The organism is Bacteroides sp. HF-4919, assembly GCF_018860125.1.
In genome coordinates this window covers 258753-283846 of record NZ_JAHKNF010000002.1, presented here as the reverse complement: position 1 = coordinate 283846, position 25094 = coordinate 258753, and the positions used below count along the sequence as shown (strand labels likewise).

Sequence of the window (25094 nt, the reverse complement as noted above, 5' to 3'; positions counted from 1 at the left end):
TTATGAAGGCAGACAATCGAAACATTTTTGCCGTTAAGGCATTTCTCAGAGAATATCTGGACCTGAGAAAGGACAAAGACAACGAACTGGCAACGGTTGATTCCATCCGGAAAGGTGTGGAGTTCAAAGGGGCTAACCTCTGGATTCTGATTTTTGCTATCTTCATGGCCTCACTCGGACTGAATGTCAATTCGACGGCCGTCATTATTGGTGCCATGTTGATTTCACCGTTGATGGGACCAATCATGGGAGTGGGGCTATCGGTAGGGCTGAACGACTTTGAGTTGATGAAACGCTCTCTGAAAAGCTTCCTGATTACTACGGCGTTCAGCGTGACGACGGCTACTATTTTTTTCCTGTTTACTCCCATTGCCGAAGCGCAGTCGGAGTTGCTGGCACGCACGTCACCGACAATTTATGACGTTTTCATCGCACTTTTCGGCGGACTTGCCGGAGTGGTTGCCCTTTCTACCAAAGAGAAAGGAAATGTAATTCCGGGTGTTGCCATTGCTACTGCATTGATGCCACCTCTCTGTACGGCAGGTTATGGGTTGGCTTCCGGCAATCTGATCTATTTTCTGGGAGCATTCTATCTCTATTTCATCAATTCCGTATTTATCAGTCTTGCCACGTTTATCGGTGTACGGCTGATGCACTTCCAGCGGAAAGAGTTTGTAGACAAGAACCGTGAAAAGAAGGTACGTCAATATATCGTATTCATCGTGATTCTGACTATGTGTCCGGCTATTTATCTTACGATGGGAATTATACGGAGTACCTTTTTCGAGACGGCGGCCAATCGTTTTGTCTCCGAACAACTCAACTTTGATAATACCCAGGTTCTGAATAAGAAGATCCATTACGAAGGAGATTCATGTGAGATCCGTGTCGTGCTGATCGGTCCGGAAGTGCCGGAAGCTTCCATCGCCATTGCCCGCAGCAAGATGAAAGACTATAAACTGGAAAATACGAAGCTGATTGTTTTGCAGGGAATGAACAATAACGATGCGATGGACCTCTCGTCAATTCGTGCCATGGTAATGGAAGATTTCTATAAGAATAGCGAGCAACGTTTGCAGGAACAACAAGTCAAGATAACCACACTCCAGAAGAGCCTTGAACGATATAAGTCTTACGATGAGATGAGCCGGAAAATCATTCCGGAACTGAAAGTACTGTATCCTTCGGTGACGGCTTTATCTATTTCGCATACGATTGAGACGACGGTCGATTCGATGAAAACAGATACAATTGCACTTGCCGTGCTGAAGTTTACCCGCCATCCGAAGAACGATGAAAAGGAGAAAATCAGTGCGTGGCTTCAGGCGCGGGTAGGAGCCAAGAAACTCCGGTTGATTGTTGAAGAATGACGGGAAGCATATGGCCGGAGAAAAGAAGATGAATAAACATGATTAATATAAATGAATAGAAACAAAGTAATTAACTCTTTCTGTAGCAGAAAGAGATGGGGGGAAGTTCTGTGTCTGGTTTTGCTTTTTCTCTACCCGGCTTCATTGCATGCCGATGAAGGTATGTGGATGCTGGGCAATCTGAATAAAGAAACCCGTAAAGCGATGAAAGAACTGGGATTGCAGATGCCTGCCGACCGGCTTTACAGTACGAAGCGTCCGTCGCTGAAAGACGCTGTGGTCAGTTTCGGAGGATTCTGCTCGGGAGTAGTCGTTTCCGAGGATGGCCTGGTATTTACCAATCATCACTGCGGGTTCAGCAGCATACAACAACATAGTTCGGTTGACCACGATTATCTGAAAGACGGGTTCGTGGCGCATAGCCGGGAAGAAGAGTTGCCCAATCCCGAGTTGTATGTCCGCTTCCTGCTACGTACAGAAGACGTTACCCGCCGGGTCCTGAAAGCTACAACACCTGGTATGACCGAAGCTGAACGAGGTTTAGCCATCGATTCGATGATGATATTAATAGGGGATGAAGTCTCGAAAAAAGACTCCACATTGGTTGGCATTGTAGATGCTTATTACGGAGGCAATGAGTTTTGGCTTTCCGTTTACCGCGATTTCAACGATGTGCGTCTGGTGTTTGCGCCACCATCCTCTATCGGTAAGTTCGGATGGGATACGGACAACTGGATGTGGCCCCGTCATACAGGCGATTTCTGTGTCTTTCGCATTTATGCCGATAAGGAGAACCGCCCTGCGGATTATTCGCCCGATAACGTGCCCTATCACCCCGAATATGTAGCTCCGATTACGTTGGATGGATATAAAGAAGGTTCGTTTTGCATGACGTTGGGCTATCCCGGCAGTACAGAACGTTATCTTTCTTCGTTTGGTATCGAGGAAATGATGAACGGGATGAATCAGGCTATGATCGACGTCCGCGGAGTGAAACAGGCCATTTGGAAACGTGAGATGGACCGGAGAGATTCTATTCGTATCAAATATGCGTCGAAATATGACGAAAGTTCCAATTACTGGAAAAACAGTATCGGGACCAATAAAGCCATACGTAAACTAAAGGTGCTGGATAAGAAGCGTCAGGCGGAAGACGCGCTCCGAAAGTGGATTCAGAAGACTCCGTCAGAACGGGAGAAGTTGCTGCACCTGATGTCGTCGCTCGAACTGAACTACAAGGATCGTAAAGAGGTGAACCGGGCGATGGCCTATTTCGGAGAGTCGTTTATTAACGGTCCTGAATTGGTGCAATTTGCGCTGACCATCCTGAACTTCGACTTCGAAGCGGAACAGAAGCAGGTGGTGGCTCAGCTCCAGAAGTTGCTCGATAAATATGCAAACTATGATGTGACCATTGATAAAGAAGTGTTTGTAGCCATGTTGAAGGAGTATCGGAGCAAAGTGGACCAGGCATATCTGCCCGATCTTTACCAAACCATAGATACGCTTTACGGAGGCAATGAGCAGATGTATGTTGATTCATTGTATGCTCATTCTGAGATCACTTCTCCACGCGGCTTGAAGCGTTTCCTGGAGCGCGATACTACTTTCCATATGGTTGATGACCCTGCAGTTTCGCTCGGCATTGATCTGATTGTGAAATTTTTCGATATGCGTAGTCAGATGGCTGAGGCTTCTGATAATATAGAAAAGGACGAACGCGAGTTTAATGCCGCCATGAGAAGGATGTATGCCGACCGCAATTTCTATCCGGATGCCAACTCGACAATGCGGCTGAGTTTCGGTACCATAGGCAGCTATTCACCTTATGACGGTGCCGACTATGACTATTATACCACGGTAAAGGGAATTTTCGAGAAGGTAAAGGAGCACAGTGGTGACCCCGACTTTGCTGTACAGTCGGAGGTCCTGTCCCTGCTGGCATCAGGTGATTTCGGACGTTATGCCGACGAGAAGGGAGATATGAATGTATGTTTCATCTCAAACAATGACATTACGGGTGGCAATTCCGGCAGTGCCATGTTCAACGGCAACGGTGAATTGCTGGGGTTGGCATTCGACGGGAATTGGGAAGCGATGAGTAGCGATATCGTTTTCGAACCCGAAGTACAACGCTGTATCGGGGTCGATGTACGATATATGCTCTTCATTATCGAAAAGTTCGGAAAAGCAAGCCAGCTGATACAAGAACTGAAAATAGAAGACCGAAAGGAGTAAGCCCTTACCCTAACGTCTCAGTATGATTACGATTACTGCTGAGATTATGAGCAGAATGCCGATTCCGATGCTCCGGGTAAAGGGTTCGCCGAACATAAAGATACCTACACAAACAGCTGTTACCGGCTCCATGGCTCCAAGTACGGAAGTAAGCGTGGAGCCGATGCTTTTTACGGCCTGTACTAATGCCAGGTTAGAGATTACGGTTGGAATCAATGCCAGCAGCAACAGATTTCCTCCCGTATGCCAGTCGGGAATAGCTTGAATACCCGTGGTCGCGCCTATCCCCACCAGCAGGAAAAGCGCACCGAACAGAAAAACATAGAAAGTAAGCCTTAGCCCTTTCATCTGTCCGATCTTGAGTTGACTCACCGTAACCAGGTAAAGCGCATATCCCAAAGCCGACAGGAGAACGATGAACAATCCGATAGCAGTAATTCCACCGGAACTGTCGCCGTAAGAAAGGCAGGAGACACCGACTACGGCAAGAGCGATGGCAAAGAAGCGCCAGGCTGACTTCTTTTCGCGGAAAAAGATCATCATAATCAGCGTGGTCAGTACCGGATACATGAAATGGATGGTAGTGGCTACCCCGCTTGCCATGAATTTATATCCCCAGAACAAGAAGACTGCGGACATCAGATAGAGGAAGGCAAGTAGCGACAGCGGAGGGATTTCTTTGCGGCTGATACGGAAAGACTGTTTGTCGAGCAACAGGATACATCCCAAAGCTAAGCAGGCGAACAGGAACCGATAAAACAGGATGGATTCGAAGTGCATTCCCTCACGCATGGCAGGGATGGTGAAAAGAGGAATCAGCCCGAAGGAGGCCGATGAAAGCAGACCGTAAAGGAAACCATTAAATTTGTTCATACCCGAAAACTATTACCTGTTTTTTTTAATTCACGCAAAGGTAGTGTTTTTGGGGACAATATAAATAAGAGAACCCTGACTTAATCTTTTCTTATCATTTTGACTTTTTGCTTTTCTGACCCTCCCAGAATCGTTTATTTCGGGCCTCTCTCCGGTCGGTGTGAAAAAAACGTCCGGAATTTGCATTAGGCTCGCGATGTGCTGTCTTTGATTCGATTGATCTGCTTTCTCTTTTTAGGAGTATGCTGGGTAATTACAAACAAATAGTTTCTTAATCTCTTTGTTTGAGCTCTTTTTGGTAGTTTCCGGTTGCTGCTCTATTGAAATGAACCAGCTTGTGAACAGAAGCTTTTTCGGAAAAAGTGGGAATAAAGAAAGTCTCTTCCTCCGATGGAGTAAGCATTTGCTCCGGATGGAGTAACCTTTCGGGGGAAATGCAGGTTGCATTTCGTCCGGAAGCCTGCTCTTCGGAGTGAGAAAGCCCGGCTCTTCACCCCGCTCAGACCGTTGCTAAGTGAAGTGAAGAGCCGGGCTTTCATCCGGCTTCTCTCCGAAAGAGAAATTTTATAAGAAAGGGAAGTAAGCAGGGAACGGCTAATCTGGTCTTTTTGAAAGTTGACAGGCCGTTCTTCCTATCTTTTTGTCCTTAGCTCTTCTTGGGTTTTCTTCTTGCCCATCCCTCTTCGCTGAAGTCGGGTTCGGCATCTTTAAAGAACTGCTTCCATTCATCTTTACCTTTGGGACCACGTGCTGCGGAATATCCGCGTTCCTCGCGGCTGGGCTTTTGGGCTTTCCGGGTGTCCGCCTGTTTTCCGTCTTTACCGGCTCTGCCTTTATCCTTGCGGTCGGCCGATGCGGCTGTATTTCTTCCTTTGCCGCCCTGGTCACTGCCTTCATTCCGTTTTCCGCGTCCTCTGCGTTCCGTAGGTGCCTCTTCTCCGGCAACCTCTACCGTAACCTTGCGTCCGTTCCAGTTTGTCCGGTTCAATGCTTTTACTACGTTCTGCGCTTGTTTCTCTTCTACTTCGAAGAACGAGAAGTTCTTCATCAGGTCGATACGTCCCAGTTCCACTCTTCCACGGGTGTTATTGTTGAGCAGGGTAATCAGTTCATGGGGGAAGAAGTTATCCATCTTACCCAGGTTGATGAAAAGTCGGGTGAAGCCCGGTTCTGCCTGGCGGCCACTCTTGCCGTCACGGCTTTTTACGGCACGTTCGCTGCGGCTGTCTGTCGGCACCTCTATTTCTTCACGATTGCGATAATAATCCACGAACCGGTTGAACTCGTGCGATACCATGCGCTTGATAAGGTCCTCCTTGCTCAGCCATTCCAGTTTACGATAAATTTCGGGCATGAAATCGTTAATGTCTTCCTCGTTTACCTTTACTTTTTCAAGGTCATCAATCACTTTAAGAAGCTGTTTCTCGCAAATCTGTTTGCCGGTAGGCATTTCGCCGGCAATGAACTTCTTGCCGATGATACGCTCTATTTCGCGCATTTTTCCCTTTTCACGCAGGTTGATAATCGCAATCGATGTACCTGTCTTACCGGCACGTCCGGTACGTCCGCTGCGGTGTGTGTAGCTTTCCGTATCATCCGGCAACCCGTAGTTGATGACGTGTGTCAGGTCGTCTACGTCCAGTCCGCGTGCGGCAACGTCTGTGGCTACCAGTATCTGGAGGTTGCGAATACGGAACTTCTGCATCACCGTGTCACGCTGTGCCTGCGAAAGTTCTCCGTGCAGTGAATCGGCGTTATAGCCTTCCTGCATCAGTTTATCGGCAATCTCCTGGGTCTCTTTACGGGTACGGCAGAAGACGATACCGTAAATCTGCGGATAATAGTCTACGATGCGTTTCAGTGCAGCATATTTATCTTTTGCGTGTACGGTATATACCACATGCTTCACATTGCTCGTACTTTCGTTTTTGCGTCCGATGGTAATCTCTTTTGCATCGTGAAGGTAGTTCTTCGAAATACGGGCTATTTCGGGGCTCATCGTAGCCGAGAAAAGCAGTGTGTTGCGTTCCTGCGGAACATCGGCCAGGATAGCGTTTATGCTCTCTGTAAAGCCCATGTTAAGCATTTCGTCCGCTTCGTCCATTACCACGTTGGTGACAGTGGCAAGCGATACTGTTTTGCGTTCCATCAGGTCGAGCAGACGTCCCGGTGTGGCAACAATGATGTGTACACCCCGTTTCAGGCTGCGTATTTGGCTGTCGATGGACGAACCACCGTATACGGGCAATACTTTCAGCCCGTCAATGTATTTGGAGTAATCGTTCAGATCGCCCGCTATCTGGAGGCAAAGCTCACGTGTAGGGCATAGAACGAGTGATTGGGGGATTCTGTTTTTTACGTTAATTTTTTGGATGAGGGGCAAGCCAAACGCTGCGGTCTTACCCGTTCCTGTCTGTGCAAGAGCTACTACATCATTGTTCTCTCCTAAAAGGTATGGAATCACTTCCTCCTGTACCGGCATGGGATTCTCGTATCCCATCTCTTCAATAGCTTTACGTATCTCCGGAGAAACGCCAAGCTCTTCAAATGTCTTCATTAAATCTCTGTATATCTTTATATTCGGGTGCAAAGATACGGATTAATTGTGAATTACGAATGATAACAATAAATAATGATGGACAAAAAATGCGTTATTCCAGCAAGATGTTGCGTAGTCTGTGTGTGTCCTCGGGCTGCAGACCGATTGCTTTCTGCAGATAAGTGGATACATCACCGTATTTGCGCTCTATCTCGTCTTTGGCTGCATTAAGGAAATCTTCTTTTGCCGAGAAAAGAGTGGTAATGGCCTCCTGCGAGTTGGCGGGCAGGTTATAAGCGTACTTGGACGCTTTGGGGATATTAAAGTAATCGTTGCTCAGACGGTAATCTTCCATAATGATATCCCCATTAATATCTAAAGCAGCCAGTATCAGGGCAGATACGATGCCGGTCCGTCCTTTTCCCGACGAGCAGTGAATCACTACCGGATAGCTGTTTTTGTCGAGCAGGATGTCGAATATTTCCTTGTATTCCTTCTGGTATTTTACCACCAGTTCGCGGTTCATCCCTTCCACCATGTGGTAAATGGTATCCGTCTTGATCTTCTCTTGTTGTATGCCGTGCAGGATATGTTCCATATCACCCGTACTGATAGGGATATGCACCACATTGAATCCTTTTTGCAAAGGAGGTGTATTATGGAGTTCGCTTTCGGAGCGCAGGTCCAGAATGGTTTTGATGCCCAGATTCTGTAGTTTTCTGAAGGCAAAGCAATTCAGGCTGTCTATCTGTGCCGAACGGTAGAGCTTGCCCCAGCGTACGTGCTTTCCTGTAGCGGATTTGTATCCTCCCAAGTCGCGGAAGTTCTGTATGCCGGGCATATTTACATTGCGGGGAGCCACTTTTACACGGTATTTGTCATTGAATACCATTGTATAATAGGAGCGTTTGGAAGGATCGTTGGTCACAATCGTTATCCGTGCGTCAGAGATGTTAGCCATAGCGACGGGATTGTCTTCGGGTATGAACTCCGGATTGTCGGATGCATATACTTTCACCTGCCCCTTGATGAGAGGGGTTGTTTCCCATTTAAGAATACAGTTTCCTATATTATTCTCTTCGCAAACCACCGAAATGTTAGGAGACATATCTGTGCACGAAGGCAGAATAAGTAAAATAGTTAGTAAATTGAACAGGTTTTTGTACATAGTTCGTATTTGTCTGAGAGCACTATTTGCAAAGATATGGATTCTTGTTACATGGTATAATTACTTTGCTATAATTAGACAACGTTAATAGTAATTAGCTACGGGCTACACGCTACGGGTAATTATGCCGGATGATGCACATTTACTTGTTGCTTGTAGCTCGTAACTGACAAGCATTAACGGTAGTTTGCCGCAAACTCCTCCGATACGGAGTTGCTGAAACTCTTGCAGACTTCTGCGGAGAAATCCTGACCGCATTGTATCACCTTATCCCAGGTCTCCTCACTCAGATTTTGCAAGTCGCGGTAACGGACATCATATTTTAACATGCCGTAGATCAGGCCGGCATTGAAGTTGTCTCCTGCACCGATGGTACTGACTGCTTGCAACGGGGTGACAGGATACTCTTTCGATATTGTGTTGGTACGCAGCGAGATTTTCTCCGCTCCGGCTGTACAAAGGAATAGCGGACAATAGAACTTGATTTTATCCTTGTAGATCTTCTCTGCGTCTTTGATTCCGTACATGTAATAGAAGTCTTCCAGAGATCCCCTTACGATGTCGGCATATTCCAGATTCTCGATAATGGTTGGAGCTAACTTCATAGCCTCGTTCTTATGTGAAGAACGGAAATTGGGATCATAATATACAATCGCTTTTTTCTCTCTCGCTATGTCCAGCAGTTCCAGAATCTTGTCGCGTAAAACCGGATTCAGGGCATAGTATGAACCGATGACAATGATATCATCTTCGTTGATGGGAGGGAACAAAACGTCCAGCCGCTGTTTGGGATAGTCTTTATAGAAGATGTATTCCGCGTCGCTGTGTTCGTTCAGGAAAGCCAGGGATACGGGCGATTTGCCATCCGGGAACACATTGACGTGATCCGTCGGGATATGATTGTCACGCATGAATTGCAAGATGATGTTTCCAACATGGTCGTTGCCCGTTTCGCTGATGAAACATACATTGACTCCCATGCGTCCTAAAGAAACGATGCCGTTGAAAACAGAGCCTCCGGGAACGGCTGCCGAAGGCTGGTCGTTCCGGAAGATGATATCGAGTATAGTCTCTCCGATGCCGATTACTTTACGCATAGTTTTCTTGATTTTTCACCCAGATAACCACCGTGATGGCGTTTGGAGTATTCTTCGATAGTGAATTCAGTCCTTTTCATTGTTTGTACCACGAGGATATCGCCGATGACGGTCATTACCGTAGTCGAGGTAGTAGGGGTCATACCCAGTGTACAAACCTCGGCAGGGTGCCCTGTACTCAGGCATACATCTGATTCGCTGGCAAGCGGACTGTCGGGGTTTCCGGTGATAACGATGAATTTAAGGCCCGGATTCAGGTTGTGGGCCAACTGCGTTAACTCTACGATTTCACGGGTTTTGCCCGAGTTTGAAATCAACAGCAACAGGTCGTTCTCTTGCAGGATGCCCAGATCGCCATGTTGCGCTTCGCTGGGATGCAGGAAGACAGAGGGAATACCGGTCGAACAAAACGTAGTGGCGATGTTCATCGCTATTTGTCCGGCTTTACCCATGCCGGAAGTTACAAGTTTGCCTTTTTTTCTGTGTATTTGTTCCACAATCAACTCAACCGCCTTTTCGTAGGCATTGGTCACGGGAATATTCAGCACGGCTTGTGCTTCCTTTTGCAGGAGTTCTTGAATCGATTCAATCATTATATCTTAGTTGTTAATTCATTAAATGTGTTTGCTACTTCATAATAGGAGGACAGCGGATGGCGGGCAAATCCTCTTGCCTGTAATTCGCTGAGTACGGCAAGCAACGGGCTATAAAAACCATTTGCGTTGTAGAAGATCACTTTCTTCTGGTGATAACCGATGGAAGCGGCTGCCATGACATGAAATACTTCATCCAGCGTGCCGATACCGCCGGGGAGAGCCACCAATACATCCGACTGTTGCAGGATGATATCCTTGCGGTCACTCAGATTGTGTGTGCGGATCATTTCATCGAGATATGTACTCACTTTGCCGTTCTCTTCAAGTTTGGAGGGTACTACACCGATGACACGTCCCCCGCTTTCTTTGACTGCCTTTGCCACACATTCCATGAGTCCGAGGTTGGCACCACCGTAGATAAGTGTCTTGCCGTTTCTTCCCATCCATTCGCCAATCTGATGGGCTGCATCGAAGAATGTCGGGTCGATGCTGTCGGACGCGGAACAGAAAATTCCTATCTTTTCCATAAGGGTTATTGATGTTATAGCTTACAAATATCTGCAATTTTCTATAAACGACAATAAGTTTTATTGTATTTTTGTATCCTCAACCTAACTTAATAGTAAGAATGAAGCAGTTAAGTACCCGTGCAGAAATGCAATATAATATACATACCCTGTCCAACGGTCTTCGCATCATCCATGAGCCTTCGCTTTCAAAGGTGGCTTATTGTGGATTTGCCGTAGATGCCGGCACCCGTGATGAGGCTGAAAACGAACAAGGAATGGCCCACTTTGTGGAGCACCTGATTTTTAAAGGTACCCGGAAACGGAAGGCATGGCATATCCTGAATCGTATGGAGAATGTAGGAGGCGACCTGAATGCATATACCAATAAGGAAGAGACGGTGATCTATTCGGCATTCCTGACCGAACATTTTGGGCGGGCACTGGAATTGCTGGCAGATATTGTTTTTCACTCCACTTTTCCGCAGAACGAGATAGAAAAGGAGACGGAAGTGATTATCGACGAAATACAGTCATACGAAGATACTCCTTCGGAGCTTATTTTCGATGACTTTGAAGATATGATTTTCCGGAATCATCCGTTGGGACGCAACATTCTGGGCAGGCCGGAATTGCTGAAGCAATTCCGAAGCGGGGATGCGGTTGCTTTTACTTCCCGGTTCTATCAACCTTCCAATATGGTATTCTTTGTTTTGGGCAACTTCAACTTTCAGAAAATAGTCCGCCAAGTGGAGAAACTGTTGGCAGACCTTCCGTTGATTGGAGTCGATAATCACCGTACTCCGCCTCCCCTTTACGTACCGGAGCATCTGGTTGTCCATAAGGAGACCCATCAGGCGCATGTGATGATTGGCAGTAGGGGATACAATGCTTATGATAATAAACGCACCGGCTTGTATCTGTTGAATAATATTCTGGGTGGTCCGGGGATGAACAGTCGCCTGAATGTTTCTCTCCGCGAGCGAAGAGGATTGGTCTACACTGTGGAGTCCAATCTGACATCGTATACGGATACGGGAGCTTTCTGCATCTATTTTGGAACCGATCCTGCGGATGTGGATACTTGTCTGCGGTTGACTTACAAAGAACTGAAAAGGATGCGGGATGTGAAAATGACCTCTTCGCAGCTGATGGCTGCTAAAAAACAACTGATCGGGCAGATTGGAGTTGCTTCGGATAATAATGAAAATAATGCGTTGGGGATGGCAAAGACCTTCTTGCATTACCACAAGTATGAATCATCCGAATCTGTTTTCCGGCGAATCGAAGCATTAACTGCAGAAGGGTTGCTGGAGGTAGCCAATGAGATGTTCGCAGAGGAATATCTTTCTACACTGATCTACAGATAAGAAGAAAAGGAAGAGGGTGCATCTGAGGATTGACATTACTATTAGACACACAATTAATACTTATATAAATCTTTACGATGCACTCTCTGACCTTGGAATATATAAACTAAAAAAACATCATAATCAGGGCTATATCGAATCGCATAGACACCCGTAGTACAGAAAGTGCTAAATAAGAATATGCCTGAGCGCAAATACATAGTATTTTGGTGCAGGCTTAACTCTGTTATGAAGAGTATAAAAAGAAGTGTATTCTTTGAATGTTATTAATTTCTGAGAGTCCGTCTTGGCAGCCGGATGGAGGTTATTGCTTTGTTTATACGGGTTGGCCGAATCCGAAACAGCCTTTTTGACCAGTATCCCTTGATTAAAGTCGAATAGGTCGTGTCCTGAGTTATCAAAAGAAGGTATGTTGTGAGTATGGCTTTTTACGGCAGTAGTGACTGTCACCCCGTTATTGGCGGGTTGTAGAGCACTGCTTTTCTGGGTACCGAATACCAAAAATAACAGGCATAGCATTAATAGTTTGATGTATGCTGTCATAATTGGCGGCAAATGTATGGATTAATACGGATCTTTACTTCGGGTGGCTTTGCTTTTTCTCGGGTTATTAATTATTTTTAATAATAGGAGATTGAACCGTCCAAAGGAGCTGACCGGCAGTGGGGCCATTAGTCACCTTGGATGGTTCAGTCTGCGGAGTTTGATTTATACTTTTAGTTTAATCTTAGCTTTGACCAGTAATCCTGTGATACCGACAATAATCAGTGAGAATATGGCCGATTTCATTAATCCCGGTATGCCGCTACCCAATGCGGTGGGGTAGTGTAATCCAAGTAGTTGTTGCATTGCATACCAGATATATGGAATGATATAGCAGGTAAGGGTTGCGGTTCCTGCCGGTTTGATAATATCGAACCAGCCGGTTTTGCCTTTTATGTCAGTCAGCCAATAGAAGAAGCCGAATGACGGGAAGAAAGCTGCCGTGCAGAAGAAGAACCAGCTTGGAGTGGCTTGTATCTTTGAGATAATCCAGAAAGGATGTGAGGCAAAGCCGGCTGCCAGCATAAGGAGGCCCAGACCGCATAATATCTCTATAAACTTTCCGGGGCGCTCGGGGCTGGCATATTTTTGCATCAATAGTGAAGTTAGCATGCCCGATATTCCGAATGCGTGTAATGTCATATCACTTGGTATGAATGGAAGCGGCAGGACGTCTGCATGATTCAGCAATGCCAGAATGATAAACAGTACCCAGACGAAAAGGTTGCGTACCAGGCTTTCCCGGGTAAATAAATATACAGAGGCACAGATTACATAGGTCCAGCCAATAAGGCCCAGAATTCCCCACCATTTCTGCTGGAAAGGTGCTCCATGAAATCCTTTGTAGAGGATCAGGAAAGTCAACAGTAAAATACCTGCTGTCTTCATTCCCGTATAGAGATATTTTTTTCGGGTGGTTATCGGTTTAGGGTATACTCCCCAGATCAGGAAGAAGCCAATCACCATAATGATAGAGAACCAGGGATGGGAGAGTCCTGCCACTCCTCCGCTGTTTACAGAGAAAAGTCCCATAACAACCAGTGCCACGGTTCGCCAGAAAATATGCATAATCACTTGGAGCGGTGAATCGCCCTTTTGGTATCGGTTTTGTACCGCAAACGAAATAGACATGCCCATGCAGAACAGGAAAGCCGGGAAAATAGTATCGGAGAAGCCTAACATGTCTTCTGTCATTGCTGCGTGTCCAAGCCAATGGGGGATGTTTCTGAGTCCGGGAATATCATTCACAAAAAGCATAAGGAACATGGTGAGTGCACGGAATACATCGACCGCAGCGACTCGTTGAGGGGATGAGGTTTTCATAATGTGTTAAATTAATCAGGGGTTATGCTCACAAAGATAGCGTAAAAATGTTTAAAGTCTGCTGTCTTCCGGCTTATTCCGCTTATCTTTGCCTGAAAACCTAAAAAATTATGATGATATTAAGCCGTATTACGAGTGCTGACGATTCACGTCTGAACCGTTTGATTCCTTTGTACGAGGAGTCTTTTCCCGAAAGTGAGAGAAGAAAAATCGGGCAGTTGAAACGAATGATTGAGAACCATACCCCCATGTATTTCAATGCTATTGAATGTGATGGAGAGTTGAGTGGAATGTTTGTATACTGGGATATGGGTGACTTCTACTATTTGGAACACCTGGCTGTATTCCCGGAAATGCGGAATAAAAAGATAGGGCAGCAGGTGCTTGATTATGTGGCCGGACACCTGAAAGGACTGCGCCTGCTGGAAGTAGAGCCTACGGAAGATGAAATGACTACCCGGCGCGTGAACTATTATCAGCGTAACGGATACAAGGTGCTCGATAAAACCTATGTACAGCCTTCTTATCATGCTATGGAGAACGCCTGTCCACTTTGGATTATGGGAAATGAAGATTCTCCCCGACTGTCTGAACAGGTGGAAAGAATTAAAGAGGAAGTGTATAGGCAGCAGATAGGATGAGGCCTTATAAATGTGTCAAAACTATCGCTGGCTCCACAGAAAAACAGAGATCGAGTAGGTCTCGGTCTTAATTTCTGTGTTAATCTGTGGAGGCAGCGGTGGGTGAAAAGGTCTTTTACTGCCTTTTCGTGTTTTTAAAAGATTGATTTTGCAATTCCCATTTCCAGTCCTCTTAGCTCGGCAAGTCCGCGCAGGCGTCCAATGCAGGAGTATCCCGGATTGGTTTTCTTCTTTAAATCGTCTACCATTTGGTGTCCATGATCCGGACGCATGGGGATAGATACTTTTCTTCTCTGTTGTAATTCAAGGAAAGCTTTCATGACCCGGTACATATCTACGTCTCCTTCCAGGTGGTTGGCTTCGTAGAAATTTCCTTCGGAATCTCGCTGAGTGCTTCGGAAGTGGACAAAATTGATACGATCGCCGAATTGTTTCATCATACCTTCCAGGTCGTTGGCACTGCTTACTCCAAGTGATCCGGTACAGAGACAGAGCCCGTTCGATTCATTAGGCACAGCATCGATCAGTGTCTGAAAATCGGCCGCACAACTCATGATACGCGGTAAACCCAGAATGGGGCAGGGTGGGTCGTCCGGATGAATCACCAGCTTTACACCGGCCTCGTCTGCTACCGCAGTCACTTCTTTCAGGAAGTAGATTAAGTGGGCACGTAGCTTATCCGCGTCGATACCTTTGTAACGATTCAGTTCCTGTTGAAACTGCTCCAGCGTGAAACTCTCTTCCGAACCGGGAAGTCCGGCAATCATATTACGGACAAGGAGTTGTTTCTCCGTTGCGTCCATCTGTTCGAAACGAATTTTTGCTTTGGCTTTTTCTTCATCGGTATAGTCGTTCTCTGCACCCGGCCGTTTCAGTAAGAAAAGATCGAAAGCGATAAAAGCGGCACGTTCAAAACGAAGTGCTTTGGAGCCATCGGGTAGGGTATAGGCAAGATCGGTGCGAGTCCAGTCGAGTACGGGCATAAAATTGTAGGTAACGATATGAATGCCACATTTACCGAGGTTACGTAAGCTCTCTTTGTAGTTTTCGATGTATTTTCTGTAATCGCCTGTCTGGGTTTTGATGTGTTCGTGTACCGGGACACTTTCTACTACCGACCATCGCAGACCGACGGATTCGATCAGTTCCTTTCGTTTCATAATTTCTTCTACAGTCCATACTTCGCCATTAGGGATGTGGTGGAGAGCGTTGACAATTCCCGTAGCTCCGGCTTGTTTAATGTCCCAAAGGCTGACAGGATCATCCGGTCCATACCAGCGCCAGGTTTGTTCGGAAAGAAAGAGTTTATTCTTTGATGAAGTGATATAAGGTTGATTCATAAGTCATTTTTTACTTTTGAAAGTAGGTTTAATCATTCTGTTTGTTTTACCTCTGGGGAGGGAAGATGTATGGGAGAGGCCTCTTTACATTGCAAAAGCATTGAATCCGCCGTCCACTATGGCCACAGTGCCCGTTACGAAGCTTGCTGCGTCGCTGATCAGGTATTGTATTGTGCCGCATAACTCTTCAGCGCGTCCCATACGTCCGAATGGGGTTTGGCGGATGACATCCTGTCCCCGTTGAGTATATGTTCCGTCCGGATTGGTTAGTAAAGTGCGGTTCTGCTCTGTCAGGAAGAAACCGGGGGCAATGGCATTTATACGGATTCCTTCACCAAACTTTTTGGCAATTTCTGTGGCCATAAATGCGGTAAAGTTGGAAATGCCTGCTTTGGAAGCCGAATAACCGGCCACACGTGTCAAAGGCCGGAAAGCTGCCATTGAGGAGAAATTGACAATAGCTCCGCTTTTCTGCTCTGTCATCGGTTTTAGAAATACTTGTGTCGGCAATACGGTACCGGTCAGATTAAGATCCACTACCTTCTGAAATTCATCTATTTTCAGATCGAAGATGTCACTTGCCGGTGCAATCGTAGCTCCCGGCATATTGCCGCCTGCCGCATTGAGCAATGCGTCTACCCGCCCATAAGCTTTCAATATATCTGCCAGGTTCTGTTCAAGGATGTTCCGGTCGAGTACATTGGTTGCCAGGAACAGAGCTTCGCCCCCTTTGGCGCATATTGTTTTTACTATCTCGTTGCCCACTTCGGCTTTACGTCCGAGGATAACGACTTTGGCACCTTCTTCTGCCAGATGGACTGCAATTGTTTTTCCCAATACTCCTGTTCCACCGGTAATGACCACTACCTTATCTTTTACACTAAATAAGTTTGCCATACTATTATATTTTAAGTTTAAACTTCTTCTTCTATAGCTCCGTTATCGCACACGCAGCATGCAAATATAGTTATAAAGTTGATGGAACGGTTCAAAAAAGGAAGGAAATTAATTTTTGGTCAACTCCTTTTATCGGGGATTGGCTATTGTTTGTTGCAGTATTAACAAACTTTCCGGTCCCATATTGAATAAGAGGTCGATGATACTCAGGTTGGGCAGGAATCCGTGGCGGGTTTCGAAAACCTGATAGTAAGGTTGGGGAATAAATTCCGGATCGGCTTGGCGGAAATTCTTTTTGGGATGGATGGCTTCCCGGAAGTCTATTTCGTTCGGGGCGAAGTCCGCTTTATATTCGGTGGTTCGTTCCGTATCAGGTTGTATATCTATCAGCTTGCATACAAGCCGGCACAATTCTTCATTGAAATCTGTGAGGAATTCATATTTCTTTTCATAGAAAGGGCGAAAATCGTCTTTATAATATTCAAAAAAAGGGGTGCTGTTATAGGCCGATTCCATTGCATTCCAGTGCAGATGCCTCCAGTTGCCATGGTCGGAAATCCGGATATCCTTCATCGGACATTTCGGGTTTTCCGGTTTTACGGTAGGAACAGAAAGTGCCAGTTCTCCCTCCGGACCTGCAATAGTACAGCGGTTCCGGTAGGTCTGTTTCATGTAATGATCGTGCTGCTCGATGAATATTTTATCGTAATTCAACAGTTTACTATAATATTCTACGGGTGCCAGATAGGCAGAAGAGAGATAAGCGACTTTCATGGGTAGTTGATACTTTGTGATTACTTGGTTGCTGATATATAATTTGTGGTTTGTGGGACTGACTACTTCACCGGTTGGAAGAATCGGTTCCAGCGGTATCCGTTGAAGATTCCCGTATGGTCTTTCTTTGAGAACCAGATTCGCGAAGCTTTCCCAATGACATGATCTTGCGGCACAAAGCCGAACAAGCGGGAATCGGAGAGATTTACCGAGTTATTGGAAGCCATCCAGTAATAATCTTTGGTAAAATAGCAATGCTGTGAAGGGTGACCTTCAATGTAGAGCGTATCGTTCCGGATTTCCGCTTGTTTGCCTTCATGCAACACCAGCGTATTCCGCAACAGGGTCCTGTTCCACGGATAAACTCTGACGGCCTTTCCCTTGCCAGGGATGATGAGCGGTTTAGTTTCTTCCTGCCGGCTTTGGCTCAGAGGTTGTATCCAGCTTTTTCCGTTCATCGCCTGTTCAAGCAGATAATATTCGTAACGGCTGAAGCTTCGTACATTCTTGCCTTCATGCTGCCCCATCAGTTCATTGGAGCCGATGGAAAGAATGGAAAGTAGTGAGTCTAACTGCTGTTCCTTGGTCTGTGGATAAGTGTAGAGTTGTTTCCGGTCCGGTCCGAGTTGTGTGTTGCGGTCTACTACATTGAATAGTGAATCGATAAGCAAAGTATCTCCCGGTACACCGATACACCGGCTGATATAGATTTCTCTCCGGTCGATGACCGGTTCTTTGATAGCCGCGGGATTATTGAATACGACGATGTCGTCTTTATCAATGCGCCTTGGATTCCAGCGGTGGTAGGAGAACAGTGACATATAAGGTGCCCGAAGTCCGTAGCTCCACTTATTGACCAGAATACGTTCGCCTTGGAAAAGGGAGTTCTCCATGCCCGATGAAGGTATCAGGCATGAGGTAAAAGCAAAGCCGCGGAGCAATAATACGATAACTATTGCTCCGGCAAATGCTATAATCCATTTAAATCCCTTTCTCATTACTACTTAGTCTACCCACTTAAAGATGCGGTTCCAGCGGATTTTACCGTCAAACCAGCCACGGTCTTTATCCAATGACAGCCATACGACGATCGGTTTACCTACTACGTGGTCTTCGGGTACGAATCCCCAATAACGGGAATCAGCCGAATTATGCCGGTTATCACCCATCATCCAGTAATAATCCAACTGGAAAGTATACTGGTCTGTCTTCACACCGTTAATGTAGATTCCGTCTTCTTTCTGTTCCAGTTTATTGCCTTCGTAGGCAGTGATGCAACGTTCGTAGATAGGCAGATTATCCGGAGTCAGCGTGATAGTGGCTCCCTTTGCCGGAATCCAGATAGGGCCGTAATTGCTGCGGTTCCAGTGAGTATATAAATTCAGAGGATACATGTCTCCGGCATAATCTTCCGGCTCTATCACGATTTTGCTGATCAACTTTTTGTTGGCGGACAGAGTATCATACATTTTTTTTGTGAGCGGAAGGTGATATACAGGATTCAGCCTGCCTTGGGCGTTTCGTCCATCCATTCCTAACTCAACCAACCCTTCTTCATAACCTGCTCCTTCGGGAGTTAATCCCTGGTCGGCTTTACTGATCCCCAGTTCGCGGAACATCTCTTCTGTGATATACGGACCCGTAGTTTGCACAAAGTAGTTGAATTGCAGGTTCTCAGGGTTTTCTATTGCCTTCCCGTCAATCATCACCTGACCGTTGATAATTTGGAGTGTATCGCCCGGCAGCCCTACACAACGTTTTACGTAATTCTCCCGGCGGTCCACCGGACGGGTGACAACTTTGCCATACCGTTGGGGATTGGACATTATTTCTTTTCGTCCGGCATTGTAATATAAATCGTATACTGTTTTCTGTTGTTCCCGGGTCAGACTGTCCATATTGATCGGATTCGGATAAATCTGCTTCCCGATGTTGTATGCCAGTGTATAAAAGTCGGCATCCGGAAAGTTCAGCGCAACAGTGTCTCCTGCAGGGAAGTTAAACACTACAATATCGTTCAGTTTTACTTTACCGAACCCGGGCACACGTTTGTATTTCCACTGAGGCCACTCAATGTACGACTTGGTGTTCAGTATCGGCAGTGTATGCTGTGCCAATGGCATCGATAGCGGAGTATTCGGTACACGGGGACCATAGCTCATCTTGCTTACATACAGGAAGTCTCCCACCAGCAATGATTTTTCCAGTGAGGAGGATGGGATCTGATAATTCTGAAAGATATAGATGTTCACGAAATATACTGCCACCAAAGCGAAAACGATGGCATCTACCCAACTCATTACGCTTCGGACAGTCGGGTTCTTTGACTTCTTCCAGAATGACCAGGGGATTTTCTTGGTAATGTAAACATCGAAAATAAAAGGAACCACAATCAGTCCCCACCAGCTTTTCACCCAGATCAGAAAGATCAGATAAAGAAGAATGGCAATGGAACACTTTATCCATTGAGTACGTGTTGCTTTTCTCATGATGTTAGTCTTTTAAGAATGGGAATAAATCGCTCATACCCAGATAGCCTTCATGGGTTGCTGTGTATTCTGCGGCAAGTACCGCACCCAAAGCAAAACCTCCCCGGTTTTTGGCATCGTGGGTGATGGAGATACTGTCCGCCTCCGAATCGTAACGGATGGTGTGGATACCGAATACTTCGCCTTCACGGATGGAGTGAATCGGCAACTCGTTCGCTGAGTGTGCTTCCTCTTTTACCCAAACGTTTTTACGTTCCATGTTTTCAAGAATACCTTCTGCCAGCGTGATGGCCGTTCCGCTTGGTGCATCGAGCTTGTGCACGTGGTGGGTTTCACTCATGGTCACGTCATATGCTGGGAACTGGTTCATTATTTTAGCCAGATACTTATTGACTGCCGAGAAGATGGCTACGCCCAGGCTGAAATTGGATGACCAGAACAGGGTTTTTCCACCTTTGCTGCATAGTTCCTTTACTTCATCGCCGTGCTCTGCCATCCATCCGGTACTGCCCGAAACTAACTTTACACCTGCTTTGAAAGCTCTCATATAATTGCTGTAGGCTACCATGGGATTAGTGAACTCAATAGCCACATCTGCCGATTTAAACGCTTCGGATTCGAAATCATCCTGATTATTGATGTCGATAATGCTGACAATTTCGTGTCCGCGACTGAGGGCTACTTTTTCGATTTCCCTGCCCATTTTTCCGTAACCTATTAATGCTATTTTCATTGTTTTACTGACTTTATAGACTTTATATCCAAAATATTAGTCGCAAAGATAGGATTTTTATTACATTTGTCGAGCACATTAACGTCTTGTTAACAATGGAACACCTCCTACACTATGTGTGGAAACACAAAATCTTTCCTCTTCATGAACTGCAAACAACCACCGGGCTGCCTGTTGAAGTGATTGATACGGGACTGCCGAATCCTAATGCAGGCCCCGATTTTTTTAATGCCAAACTAAAGATTGACGGTACGCTTTGGGTAGGTAATGTCGAAATACATGCAGTCTCTTCCGATTGGTTCCGTCACGGGCATGATCATGATATAGCCTATGACTCAGTGATTTTACACATTGCCACGGAAATAGATTGTGAGATATACCGCACCAATGGTGAACCTGTCCCGCAACTCCGGTTGGCTTGTCCCCGCCGGGTGAAGGAACATTATGACGAGCTTTGCCGGGCAGACGTACATCCACCTTGCTATTCGATCTTGGAAACTCTTTCCAAACTAACGGTTCATTCCTGGCTGACAGCTTTACAGACCGAGCGTTTCGATCAGAAGAACCAGACCATATCCCGGCGGCTTCAGCGCTGCAACCAACATTGGGAGGACGCCTTTTTCATCACGCTGGCACGTAATTTTGGTTTCGGACTGAATGGAGATGCTTTTGAAGCCTGGGCGAATCTGCTTCCGTTCCGCTCCATCGATAAGCATCGTGACGACCTGACACAAGTGGAGGCTTTCTTCTTTGGACAGGCCGGTTTGCTGGAGGGAGAACCTGTTGACGATTATTTCAGTTGGATGCAGAAGGAATTCCGTTATCTGCAACATAAGTTTGAACTTCCGCCGGTGATGAATGCTTCTTTGTGGCGTTTTCTCCGTCTTCGTCCCGGCAATTTTCCACATGTGAGGCTGGCACAACTGGCTTCCCTATATTACAAAGAGCGTTCCCTGTTTTCACGTGTCATGGAAGCGCAAACCCTGAAAGAGTTAAAGTCGATCTTCTCCGGTCATACTTCTGCTTATTGGGAGGAGCACTTCATGTTTGGCAGGACCTCTCCCCGGAAGGAGAAAAGCATCGGTTCCGGTGCAAGGGAACTGATCATTATCAATACGGTCATACCTTTTCTGTATGCTTACGGTTTGCATAAGGCAGACGAAAGGTTGTGTGAACGCGCAGCTTCATTGCTTGAAGAGTTGAAAGCTGAAAACAACTACGTCACCCGCATGTGGAGCGAAGCCGGAATTCCTGTCCGGACAGCAGCGGACAGTCAGGCGTTGTTACAGTTACAGAAGGAATATTGCGACAAGAAGAAATGTCTTTATTGCCGCTTCGGATATGAATACCTGAAACATAAATAATTCTGTCCTTCCCGATTGGATATTAGGAAGATATATTATCTTTGCCCGCTGAAAATGCGGGGTGGGATTCCCCGTCTTAATAACCCATTCATTATGAAAGTGAAAAGATTTGTGCTTTGTCTGTTTATGCTTACCCTGATGGGAGGCATTTGCTTTATTTCCTGTGGAAATACTTCGAAAGCGAAGGCAGAGAGTGCCGCTACTGCGGAAACGGCTGATGAACCTTTCCAGACGTTTCTGAAGAAGTTCACCTCAAGTGCTTCTTTCCAGTATACCCGTGTGAAGTTTCCGTTAAAAACTCCCATCACTCTGATGACGGACGATGGAAATAGCGAGAAAACCTTCCCCTTTACACAAGAGAAATGGCCGTTGCTGGATGGCGAGACTCTAAAAGAGGAACGCATTACCCAGGAGGAAGGAGGAATCTATGTTTCTAAATTTACGGTGAACGAACCTACCCATAAAGAGTTTGAAGCTGGGTATGAGGAGTCGGAAGTTGACTTACGTGTGATATTCGACTTGATTGACGGTAAATGGTATGTAACCGATTGCTATACCGGGTGGTATGGATACGATCTGCCGATTGACGATCTGAATGAAACTGTGAAGCAGGTGAAAGAAGAGAATCAGACTTTTAAAGAATTGCATCCATAGAGAATCTGGTATCAGGGGGAGGATCACTCAGGGACTCCCTCTCTTTTAAAGAAAAGATAGGTTACTGCTCCAAGATATGCAAGTCGACTAACATCGCCGTGTACTGGTCAAGATTTTACGTACCGGAGTAAATGGTTTTACGTACCGAGGTAAATGGCTTTACATGCCGACGTAAAAGCCTTTACATGCCGGGGTAAATGCTTTTACATCGAAAAGAAAATACAGGTAAATATAATTTGCTGACTATCAGTGATAATGAAACGGATGCCAAACTACGCATTGTCCGGATGAACTTTCTGTCAGAATACCGAACGGACGGCAATGTTGTATTTGGTGAGCGTAGTGCTTTTATGGATAGCTTTCCAACTTTTCCGGTCGATCTGTGGAGCCAGATACTCCCAGAATGTTTTCATCTTGGTTACCAGTTGCGCTTCGCCACCTTGTATCTGCTCTTCATAATGAAGTAAAACGGCTGTGTGCAGTGCCTTAAGCTTTTCATGCCACTCTTCGGGAGAAAGCTTTCTGCCTTCTTTGTACTCCCAGCCTAATGCAGGGTTTGTCAGTAATCCGCGTCCGATCATCACTCCGGCAAGGCTTGGGAACCTGTCGGTAATGCGGTGGATGTCTGTTACGGTCAGGATATCTCCATTATAGACTACAGGATGTCTGCATGCTTCGTAGAAAGAGGTAAATCCCTCCATGTCTACCTCGCCTTTGTATTGCTGGATGCCCAACCGGGGATGGAGTGTGATTTCGGTCAGGGGAGCAGCGTTAAGCAACGGTATCAGTGACAGGCATTCATCCGGTTTTTCCCATCCCAGACGCATCTTTACCGAAAAGCGTATGTCGGGAAATTGTTCCGTTTGTTTTAGCAATGCCTCCACCTTGTCGGGATAAGGCAGCATGCCGGACCCGCATTGTCGTTTTGCCAACATCGGGAAAGGACAGCCGAGATTGATGTCTATCTCCCGATAGCCCTGTTCGATGAAGAGGGCGATCATACGCTCTGTTTTATCCGCTTCGGAGGCTATGAGTTGCGGGATAAGGCGGGCCACCCGGTTGTTTTCGGGTAGAATGTCCCGAACGTCTTTGTGGCGGAACTCTCCCCGGTCTACTCGTACAAAAGGAGTATGATAGACATCTATGCCGCCGAAAACGGCGGCATGGGCATTACGATAGGCTGCCTCAGTATATCCCTGAAGCGGAGCGAAGTGGATAGGTAATGTATTATTCATCTGTTTTTAAAACATAAACATGGCTACACCTACGATACGGTTGTTACCGATGGAATGCGTATCGATGATTTTGCCGTTTTTAAGATTCAGTGAACCGTAAGCAGCGGAAGTATAGGTATATTCCACTCCAAATTTCCAGTGATTGACGTTGTATGTCAGTTCGGCTCCGGCAGTTACTACCTGGTCTACATTGGTTCCTGTTCCGTACAGTTGACCGGATGCTAAAGCATCACTTGTCCCCAGATTCTTGACATATCCCAGGAAGATGCCCGGTTTCCATTTTTGTCCGTATACAACGTTCAGCCATGAACTGGATACCCGGATCGGTGTATATTTCTGTTCTCCGGTCTGCTTATCGATCGATTTGATTCCGAATCCACCGAGCATCGAAGTTTGTGTCAGATTAGAGCCCAATACGGTTTTGGCCCCTACAAACCAGTCTTTATTGCTGTATTTTACATGTCCTTCATAAGATAAAGTGGTGATGCGTTCGTTCACTTTATAAACTTTATCATCTATTTTAGACTCTGTACGGGGTTTCAGGGAGAGAAGTTCTATGCCTGCTCCGGCTATCCATCCGTTGGCTTTATAATCGAGTCCCAGATAGAATTCGGGGACACAGCTGTTCTTTATATAAGCCTGGCTCTTGCCGGCAATGCCTTGCGATAAATACTGCGATTGCCAGATTGCGGCTCCTGTCAGTTGGAATCCCTTATGTGTATAGCGATAGCGAATTTGAGGGGCACGGCTGAATGGCTGGAAAGGTGCACCCACCGAAAGATTCAGTATTTGTGGTGATACATCACCGAACAGCGGATGCCAGGTTTGGCCGAGTAAGAGAGCTGAACGTCCCCAATCCAGGTTCAGGTAGGCATGGCGTAAGCGGATGGTGGAGTAGGAAGTTCCTGAGCCGCGGAAGTCCACTTCTACTTTGGCAGAAGTCATGGCACGTCCCAATTTAGGGCCGGCTACGTCTATTCCCAGGCGGGTATATAAGGTATAAAAGCTACCGTTGGCAGTTGCGTTCAGGTCCTTGCCGTTTTCATCGAGTACTTCGTCTTTGGGATACATGTAAAACAATCCGTCTACTGTCTCTTCGTTAGCACGGCTGTTGTAATAAAGGTCTGTGCGAATCTGTCCGTAAAACTTATAACTAAAGTCTTTCTTTTGAGCAAAACTGCTTACTGCCATCATCAGGCAGGCAGATAAAATTAGATGCTTCTTCATTTTTTGTGTTATTTGTTAGATACAATGGGGATTTACCCGTTGAAGTTATTATCTTAAATCAATGTAAGATGGTTGTTTCACGCTGCAAAGGTAAGGAAATCATCTGACTGACCATGA

At 46.1% G+C, this 25094-nt stretch carries 22 protein-coding genes; 6 read left to right on the top strand and 16 right to left on the bottom strand.

What is annotated here, in order from left to right:
- Positions 1–2 precede the first annotated feature (2 nt).
- Both KO473_RS05335 and KO473_RS05330 read left to right on the top strand, forming a co-directional pair.
- The gene (locus tag KO473_RS05335; protein ID WP_005779608.1) at positions 3–1370 is read left to right on the top strand and encodes a TIGR00341 family protein; all 1368 of its coding nucleotides are present in this window, start codon (positions 3–5) and stop codon (positions 1368–1370) included.
- A 51-nt stretch (positions 1371–1421) separates the two neighbouring features.
- A complete protein-coding gene (locus KO473_RS05330) occupies positions 1422–3608 on the top strand; it encodes a S46 family peptidase (RefSeq protein WP_005822618.1) in 2187 nt (728 codons plus the stop codon).
- A 9-nt stretch (positions 3609–3617) separates the two neighbouring features.
- On the opposite strand, the gene KO473_RS05325 is transcribed toward KO473_RS05330, so the two are convergent.
- From KO473_RS05325 to KO473_RS05300, 6 genes are all read right to left on the bottom strand, one after another.
- Positions 3618–4481, bottom strand: coding sequence for a DMT family transporter (locus tag KO473_RS05325; RefSeq protein ID WP_005822620.1), 864 nt, complete (start codon positions 4479–4481; stop codon positions 3618–3620).
- A gap of 646 nt (positions 4482–5127) precedes the next feature.
- Positions 5128–7038 (bottom strand): DEAD/DEAH box helicase, encoded by a 1911-nt coding sequence (locus tag KO473_RS05320; RefSeq protein WP_005822622.1) that lies wholly within the window; start codon positions 7036–7038, stop codon positions 5128–5130.
- 94 nt (positions 7039–7132) lie between these two features.
- Positions 7133–8188: a tyrosine-protein phosphatase gene (locus tag KO473_RS05315; RefSeq protein WP_005812323.1), complete on the bottom strand. Its 1056-nt coding sequence runs from the start codon at positions 8186–8188 to the stop codon at positions 7133–7135.
- A 176-nt stretch (positions 8189–8364) separates the two neighbouring features.
- A complete protein-coding gene (locus KO473_RS05310; protein WP_005779597.1) occupies positions 8365–9285 on the bottom strand; it encodes a carbohydrate kinase in 921 nt (306 codons plus the stop codon).
- On the bottom strand, positions 9273–9878 hold the full coding sequence (locus KO473_RS05305; protein ID WP_005779596.1) for an SIS domain-containing protein: 606 nt from the start codon (positions 9876–9878) through the stop codon (positions 9273–9275). The genes KO473_RS05310 and KO473_RS05305 overlap by 13 nt, the downstream gene beginning before the upstream one ends.
- On the bottom strand, positions 9878–10408 hold the full coding sequence (locus KO473_RS05300; RefSeq protein ID WP_005812321.1) for a TIGR00730 family Rossman fold protein: 531 nt from the start codon (positions 10406–10408) through the stop codon (positions 9878–9880). The genes KO473_RS05305 and KO473_RS05300 overlap by 1 nt, the downstream gene beginning before the upstream one ends.
- A gap of 128 nt (positions 10409–10536) precedes the next feature.
- Between KO473_RS05300 and KO473_RS05295 the strand changes: the two genes are divergently transcribed.
- The gene (locus KO473_RS05295; RefSeq protein WP_181996014.1) at positions 10537–11757 is read left to right on the top strand and encodes a pitrilysin family protein; all 1221 of its coding nucleotides are present in this window, start codon (positions 10537–10539) and stop codon (positions 11755–11757) included.
- Positions 11758–11925: 168 nt separating this feature from the next.
- On the opposite strand, the gene KO473_RS05290 is transcribed toward KO473_RS05295, so the two are convergent.
- Both KO473_RS05290 and KO473_RS05285 read right to left on the bottom strand, forming a co-directional pair.
- On the bottom strand, positions 11926–12300 hold the full coding sequence (locus KO473_RS05290) for a hypothetical protein (protein ID WP_005812317.1): 375 nt from the start codon (positions 12298–12300) through the stop codon (positions 11926–11928).
- Positions 12301–12465: 165 nt separating this feature from the next.
- Positions 12466–13623 (bottom strand): DUF5009 domain-containing protein, encoded by a 1158-nt coding sequence (locus tag KO473_RS05285; RefSeq protein WP_122130123.1) that lies wholly within the window; start codon positions 13621–13623, stop codon positions 12466–12468.
- A 110-nt stretch (positions 13624–13733) separates the two neighbouring features.
- Here KO473_RS05285 and KO473_RS05280 point away from each other — a divergent pair, with 110 nt between their 5' ends.
- Entirely contained in the window at positions 13734–14264 is a 531-nt protein-coding gene (locus tag KO473_RS05280) for a GNAT family N-acetyltransferase (protein WP_122130124.1), read from the top strand.
- Positions 14265–14398: 134 nt separating this feature from the next.
- Here the strand turns inward: KO473_RS05280 and uxuA are convergent, their stop codons facing one another.
- The 6 genes from uxuA to dapB all read right to left on the bottom strand — a co-directional run bounded on the left by uxuA (position 14399) and on the right by dapB (position 20497).
- The gene (gene uxuA / locus KO473_RS05275) at positions 14399–15604 is read right to left on the bottom strand and encodes a mannonate dehydratase (RefSeq protein ID WP_122130125.1); all 1206 of its coding nucleotides are present in this window, start codon (positions 15602–15604) and stop codon (positions 14399–14401) included.
- Between the two features lie 84 nt (positions 15605–15688).
- Positions 15689–16501, bottom strand: a complete 813-nt coding sequence (locus KO473_RS05270) for an SDR family oxidoreductase (protein WP_005779582.1) — start codon at positions 16499–16501, stop codon at positions 15689–15691.
- Between the two features lie 129 nt (positions 16502–16630).
- The gene (locus KO473_RS05265) at positions 16631–17275 is read right to left on the bottom strand and encodes a WbqC family protein (RefSeq protein WP_032541098.1); all 645 of its coding nucleotides are present in this window, start codon (positions 17273–17275) and stop codon (positions 16631–16633) included.
- 62 nt (positions 17276–17337) lie between these two features.
- Positions 17338–18273 carry a signal peptidase I gene (lepB, locus tag KO473_RS05260; protein WP_032541096.1) on the bottom strand — a complete coding sequence of 312 codons (936 nt, stop codon included), beginning with the start codon at positions 18271–18273 and terminating at the stop codon, positions 17338–17340.
- A 6-nt stretch (positions 18274–18279) separates the two neighbouring features.
- Positions 18280–19764, bottom strand: coding sequence for a S26 family signal peptidase (locus tag KO473_RS05255; RefSeq protein WP_005779578.1), 1485 nt, complete (start codon positions 19762–19764; stop codon positions 18280–18282).
- A 4-nt stretch (positions 19765–19768) separates the two neighbouring features.
- Positions 19769–20497, bottom strand: coding sequence for a 4-hydroxy-tetrahydrodipicolinate reductase (dapB, locus tag KO473_RS05250; protein ID WP_005812312.1), 729 nt, complete (start codon positions 20495–20497; stop codon positions 19769–19771).
- Positions 20498–20592: 95 nt separating this feature from the next.
- Between dapB and KO473_RS05245 the strand changes: the two genes are divergently transcribed.
- Together KO473_RS05245 and KO473_RS05240 are read left to right on the top strand one after the other, a co-directional pair.
- Complete coding sequence (locus KO473_RS05245) at positions 20593–21861, top strand: DUF2851 family protein (RefSeq protein WP_032541095.1); 1269 nt, start codon at positions 20593–20595, stop codon at positions 21859–21861.
- Positions 21862–21954: 93 nt separating this feature from the next.
- Entirely contained in the window at positions 21955–22515 is a 561-nt protein-coding gene (locus KO473_RS05240; RefSeq protein ID WP_005812309.1) for a DUF4348 domain-containing protein, read from the top strand.
- Between the two features lie 299 nt (positions 22516–22814).
- Here the strand turns inward: KO473_RS05240 and KO473_RS05235 are convergent, their stop codons facing one another.
- Together KO473_RS05235 and KO473_RS05230 are read right to left on the bottom strand one after the other, a co-directional pair.
- Positions 22815–23750, bottom strand: a complete 936-nt coding sequence (locus tag KO473_RS05235; RefSeq protein WP_122130126.1) for a tRNA-dihydrouridine synthase family protein — start codon at positions 23748–23750, stop codon at positions 22815–22817.
- A gap of 6 nt (positions 23751–23756) precedes the next feature.
- On the bottom strand, positions 23757–24977 hold the full coding sequence (locus KO473_RS05230) for a hypothetical protein (RefSeq protein WP_005812304.1): 1221 nt from the start codon (positions 24975–24977) through the stop codon (positions 23757–23759).
- Between the last annotated feature and the right edge of the window lie 117 nt (positions 24978–25094).

What these genes read in the sequence shown, in the direction of transcription:
- KO473_RS05280 (WP_122130124.1), top strand. Translation starts at nt 13,734, where the DNA reads ATGATGATATTAAGCCGTATTACGAGTGCTGACGATTCACGTCTGAAC.
- KO473_RS05305 (WP_005779596.1), bottom strand. Translation starts at nt 9,878, where the DNA reads ATGATTGAATCGATTCAAGAACTCCTGCAAAAGGAAGCACAAGCCGTG.
- KO473_RS05255 (WP_005779578.1), bottom strand. Translation starts at nt 19,764, where the DNA reads ATGAGAAAAGCAACACGTACTCAATGGATAAAGTGTTCCATTGCCATT.
- KO473_RS05330 (WP_005822618.1), top strand. Translation starts at nt 1,422, where the DNA reads ATGAATAGAAACAAAGTAATTAACTCTTTCTGTAGCAGAAAGAGATGG.
- KO473_RS05265 (WP_032541098.1), bottom strand. Translation starts at nt 17,275, where the DNA reads ATGAAAGTCGCTTATCTCTCTTCTGCCTATCTGGCACCCGTAGAATAT.
- KO473_RS05240 (WP_005812309.1), top strand. Translation starts at nt 21,955, where the DNA reads ATGAAAGTGAAAAGATTTGTGCTTTGTCTGTTTATGCTTACCCTGATG.
- KO473_RS05310 (WP_005779597.1), bottom strand. Translation starts at nt 9,285, where the DNA reads ATGCGTAAAGTAATCGGCATCGGAGAGACTATACTCGATATCATCTTC.
- KO473_RS05325 (WP_005822620.1), bottom strand. Translation starts at nt 4,481, where the DNA reads ATGAACAAATTTAATGGTTTCCTTTACGGTCTGCTTTCATCGGCCTCC.
- lepB (WP_032541096.1), bottom strand. Translation starts at nt 18,273, where the DNA reads ATGAGAAAGGGATTTAAATGGATTATAGCATTTGCCGGAGCAATAGTT.
- KO473_RS05235 (WP_122130126.1), bottom strand. Translation starts at nt 23,750, where the DNA reads ATGAATAATACATTACCTATCCACTTCGCTCCGCTTCAGGGATATACT.
- KO473_RS05315 (WP_005812323.1), bottom strand. Translation starts at nt 8,188, where the DNA reads ATGTACAAAAACCTGTTCAATTTACTAACTATTTTACTTATTCTGCCT.
- KO473_RS05245 (WP_032541095.1), top strand. Translation starts at nt 20,593, where the DNA reads ATGGAACACCTCCTACACTATGTGTGGAAACACAAAATCTTTCCTCTT.
- dapB (WP_005812312.1), bottom strand. Translation starts at nt 20,497, where the DNA reads ATGAAAATAGCATTAATAGGTTACGGAAAAATGGGCAGGGAAATCGAA.
- KO473_RS05285 (WP_122130123.1), bottom strand. Translation starts at nt 13,623, where the DNA reads ATGAAAACCTCATCCCCTCAACGAGTCGCTGCGGTCGATGTATTCCGT.
- KO473_RS05300 (WP_005812321.1), bottom strand. Translation starts at nt 10,408, where the DNA reads ATGGAAAAGATAGGAATTTTCTGTTCCGCGTCCGACAGCATCGACCCG.
- KO473_RS05230 (WP_005812304.1), bottom strand. Translation starts at nt 24,977, where the DNA reads ATGAAGAAGCATCTAATTTTATCTGCCTGCCTGATGATGGCAGTAAGC.
- KO473_RS05290 (WP_005812317.1), bottom strand. Translation starts at nt 12,300, where the DNA reads ATGACAGCATACATCAAACTATTAATGCTATGCCTGTTATTTTTGGTA.
- KO473_RS05270 (WP_005779582.1), bottom strand. Translation starts at nt 16,501, where the DNA reads ATGGCAAACTTATTTAGTGTAAAAGATAAGGTAGTGGTCATTACCGGT.
- uxuA (WP_122130125.1), bottom strand. Translation starts at nt 15,604, where the DNA reads ATGAATCAACCTTATATCACTTCATCAAAGAATAAACTCTTTCTTTCC.
- KO473_RS05295 (WP_181996014.1), top strand. Translation starts at nt 10,537, where the DNA reads ATGCAATATAATATACATACCCTGTCCAACGGTCTTCGCATCATCCAT.
- KO473_RS05320 (WP_005822622.1), bottom strand. Translation starts at nt 7,038, where the DNA reads ATGAAGACATTTGAAGAGCTTGGCGTTTCTCCGGAGATACGTAAAGCT.
- KO473_RS05335 (WP_005779608.1), top strand. Translation starts at nt 3, where the DNA reads ATGAAGGCAGACAATCGAAACATTTTTGCCGTTAAGGCATTTCTCAGA.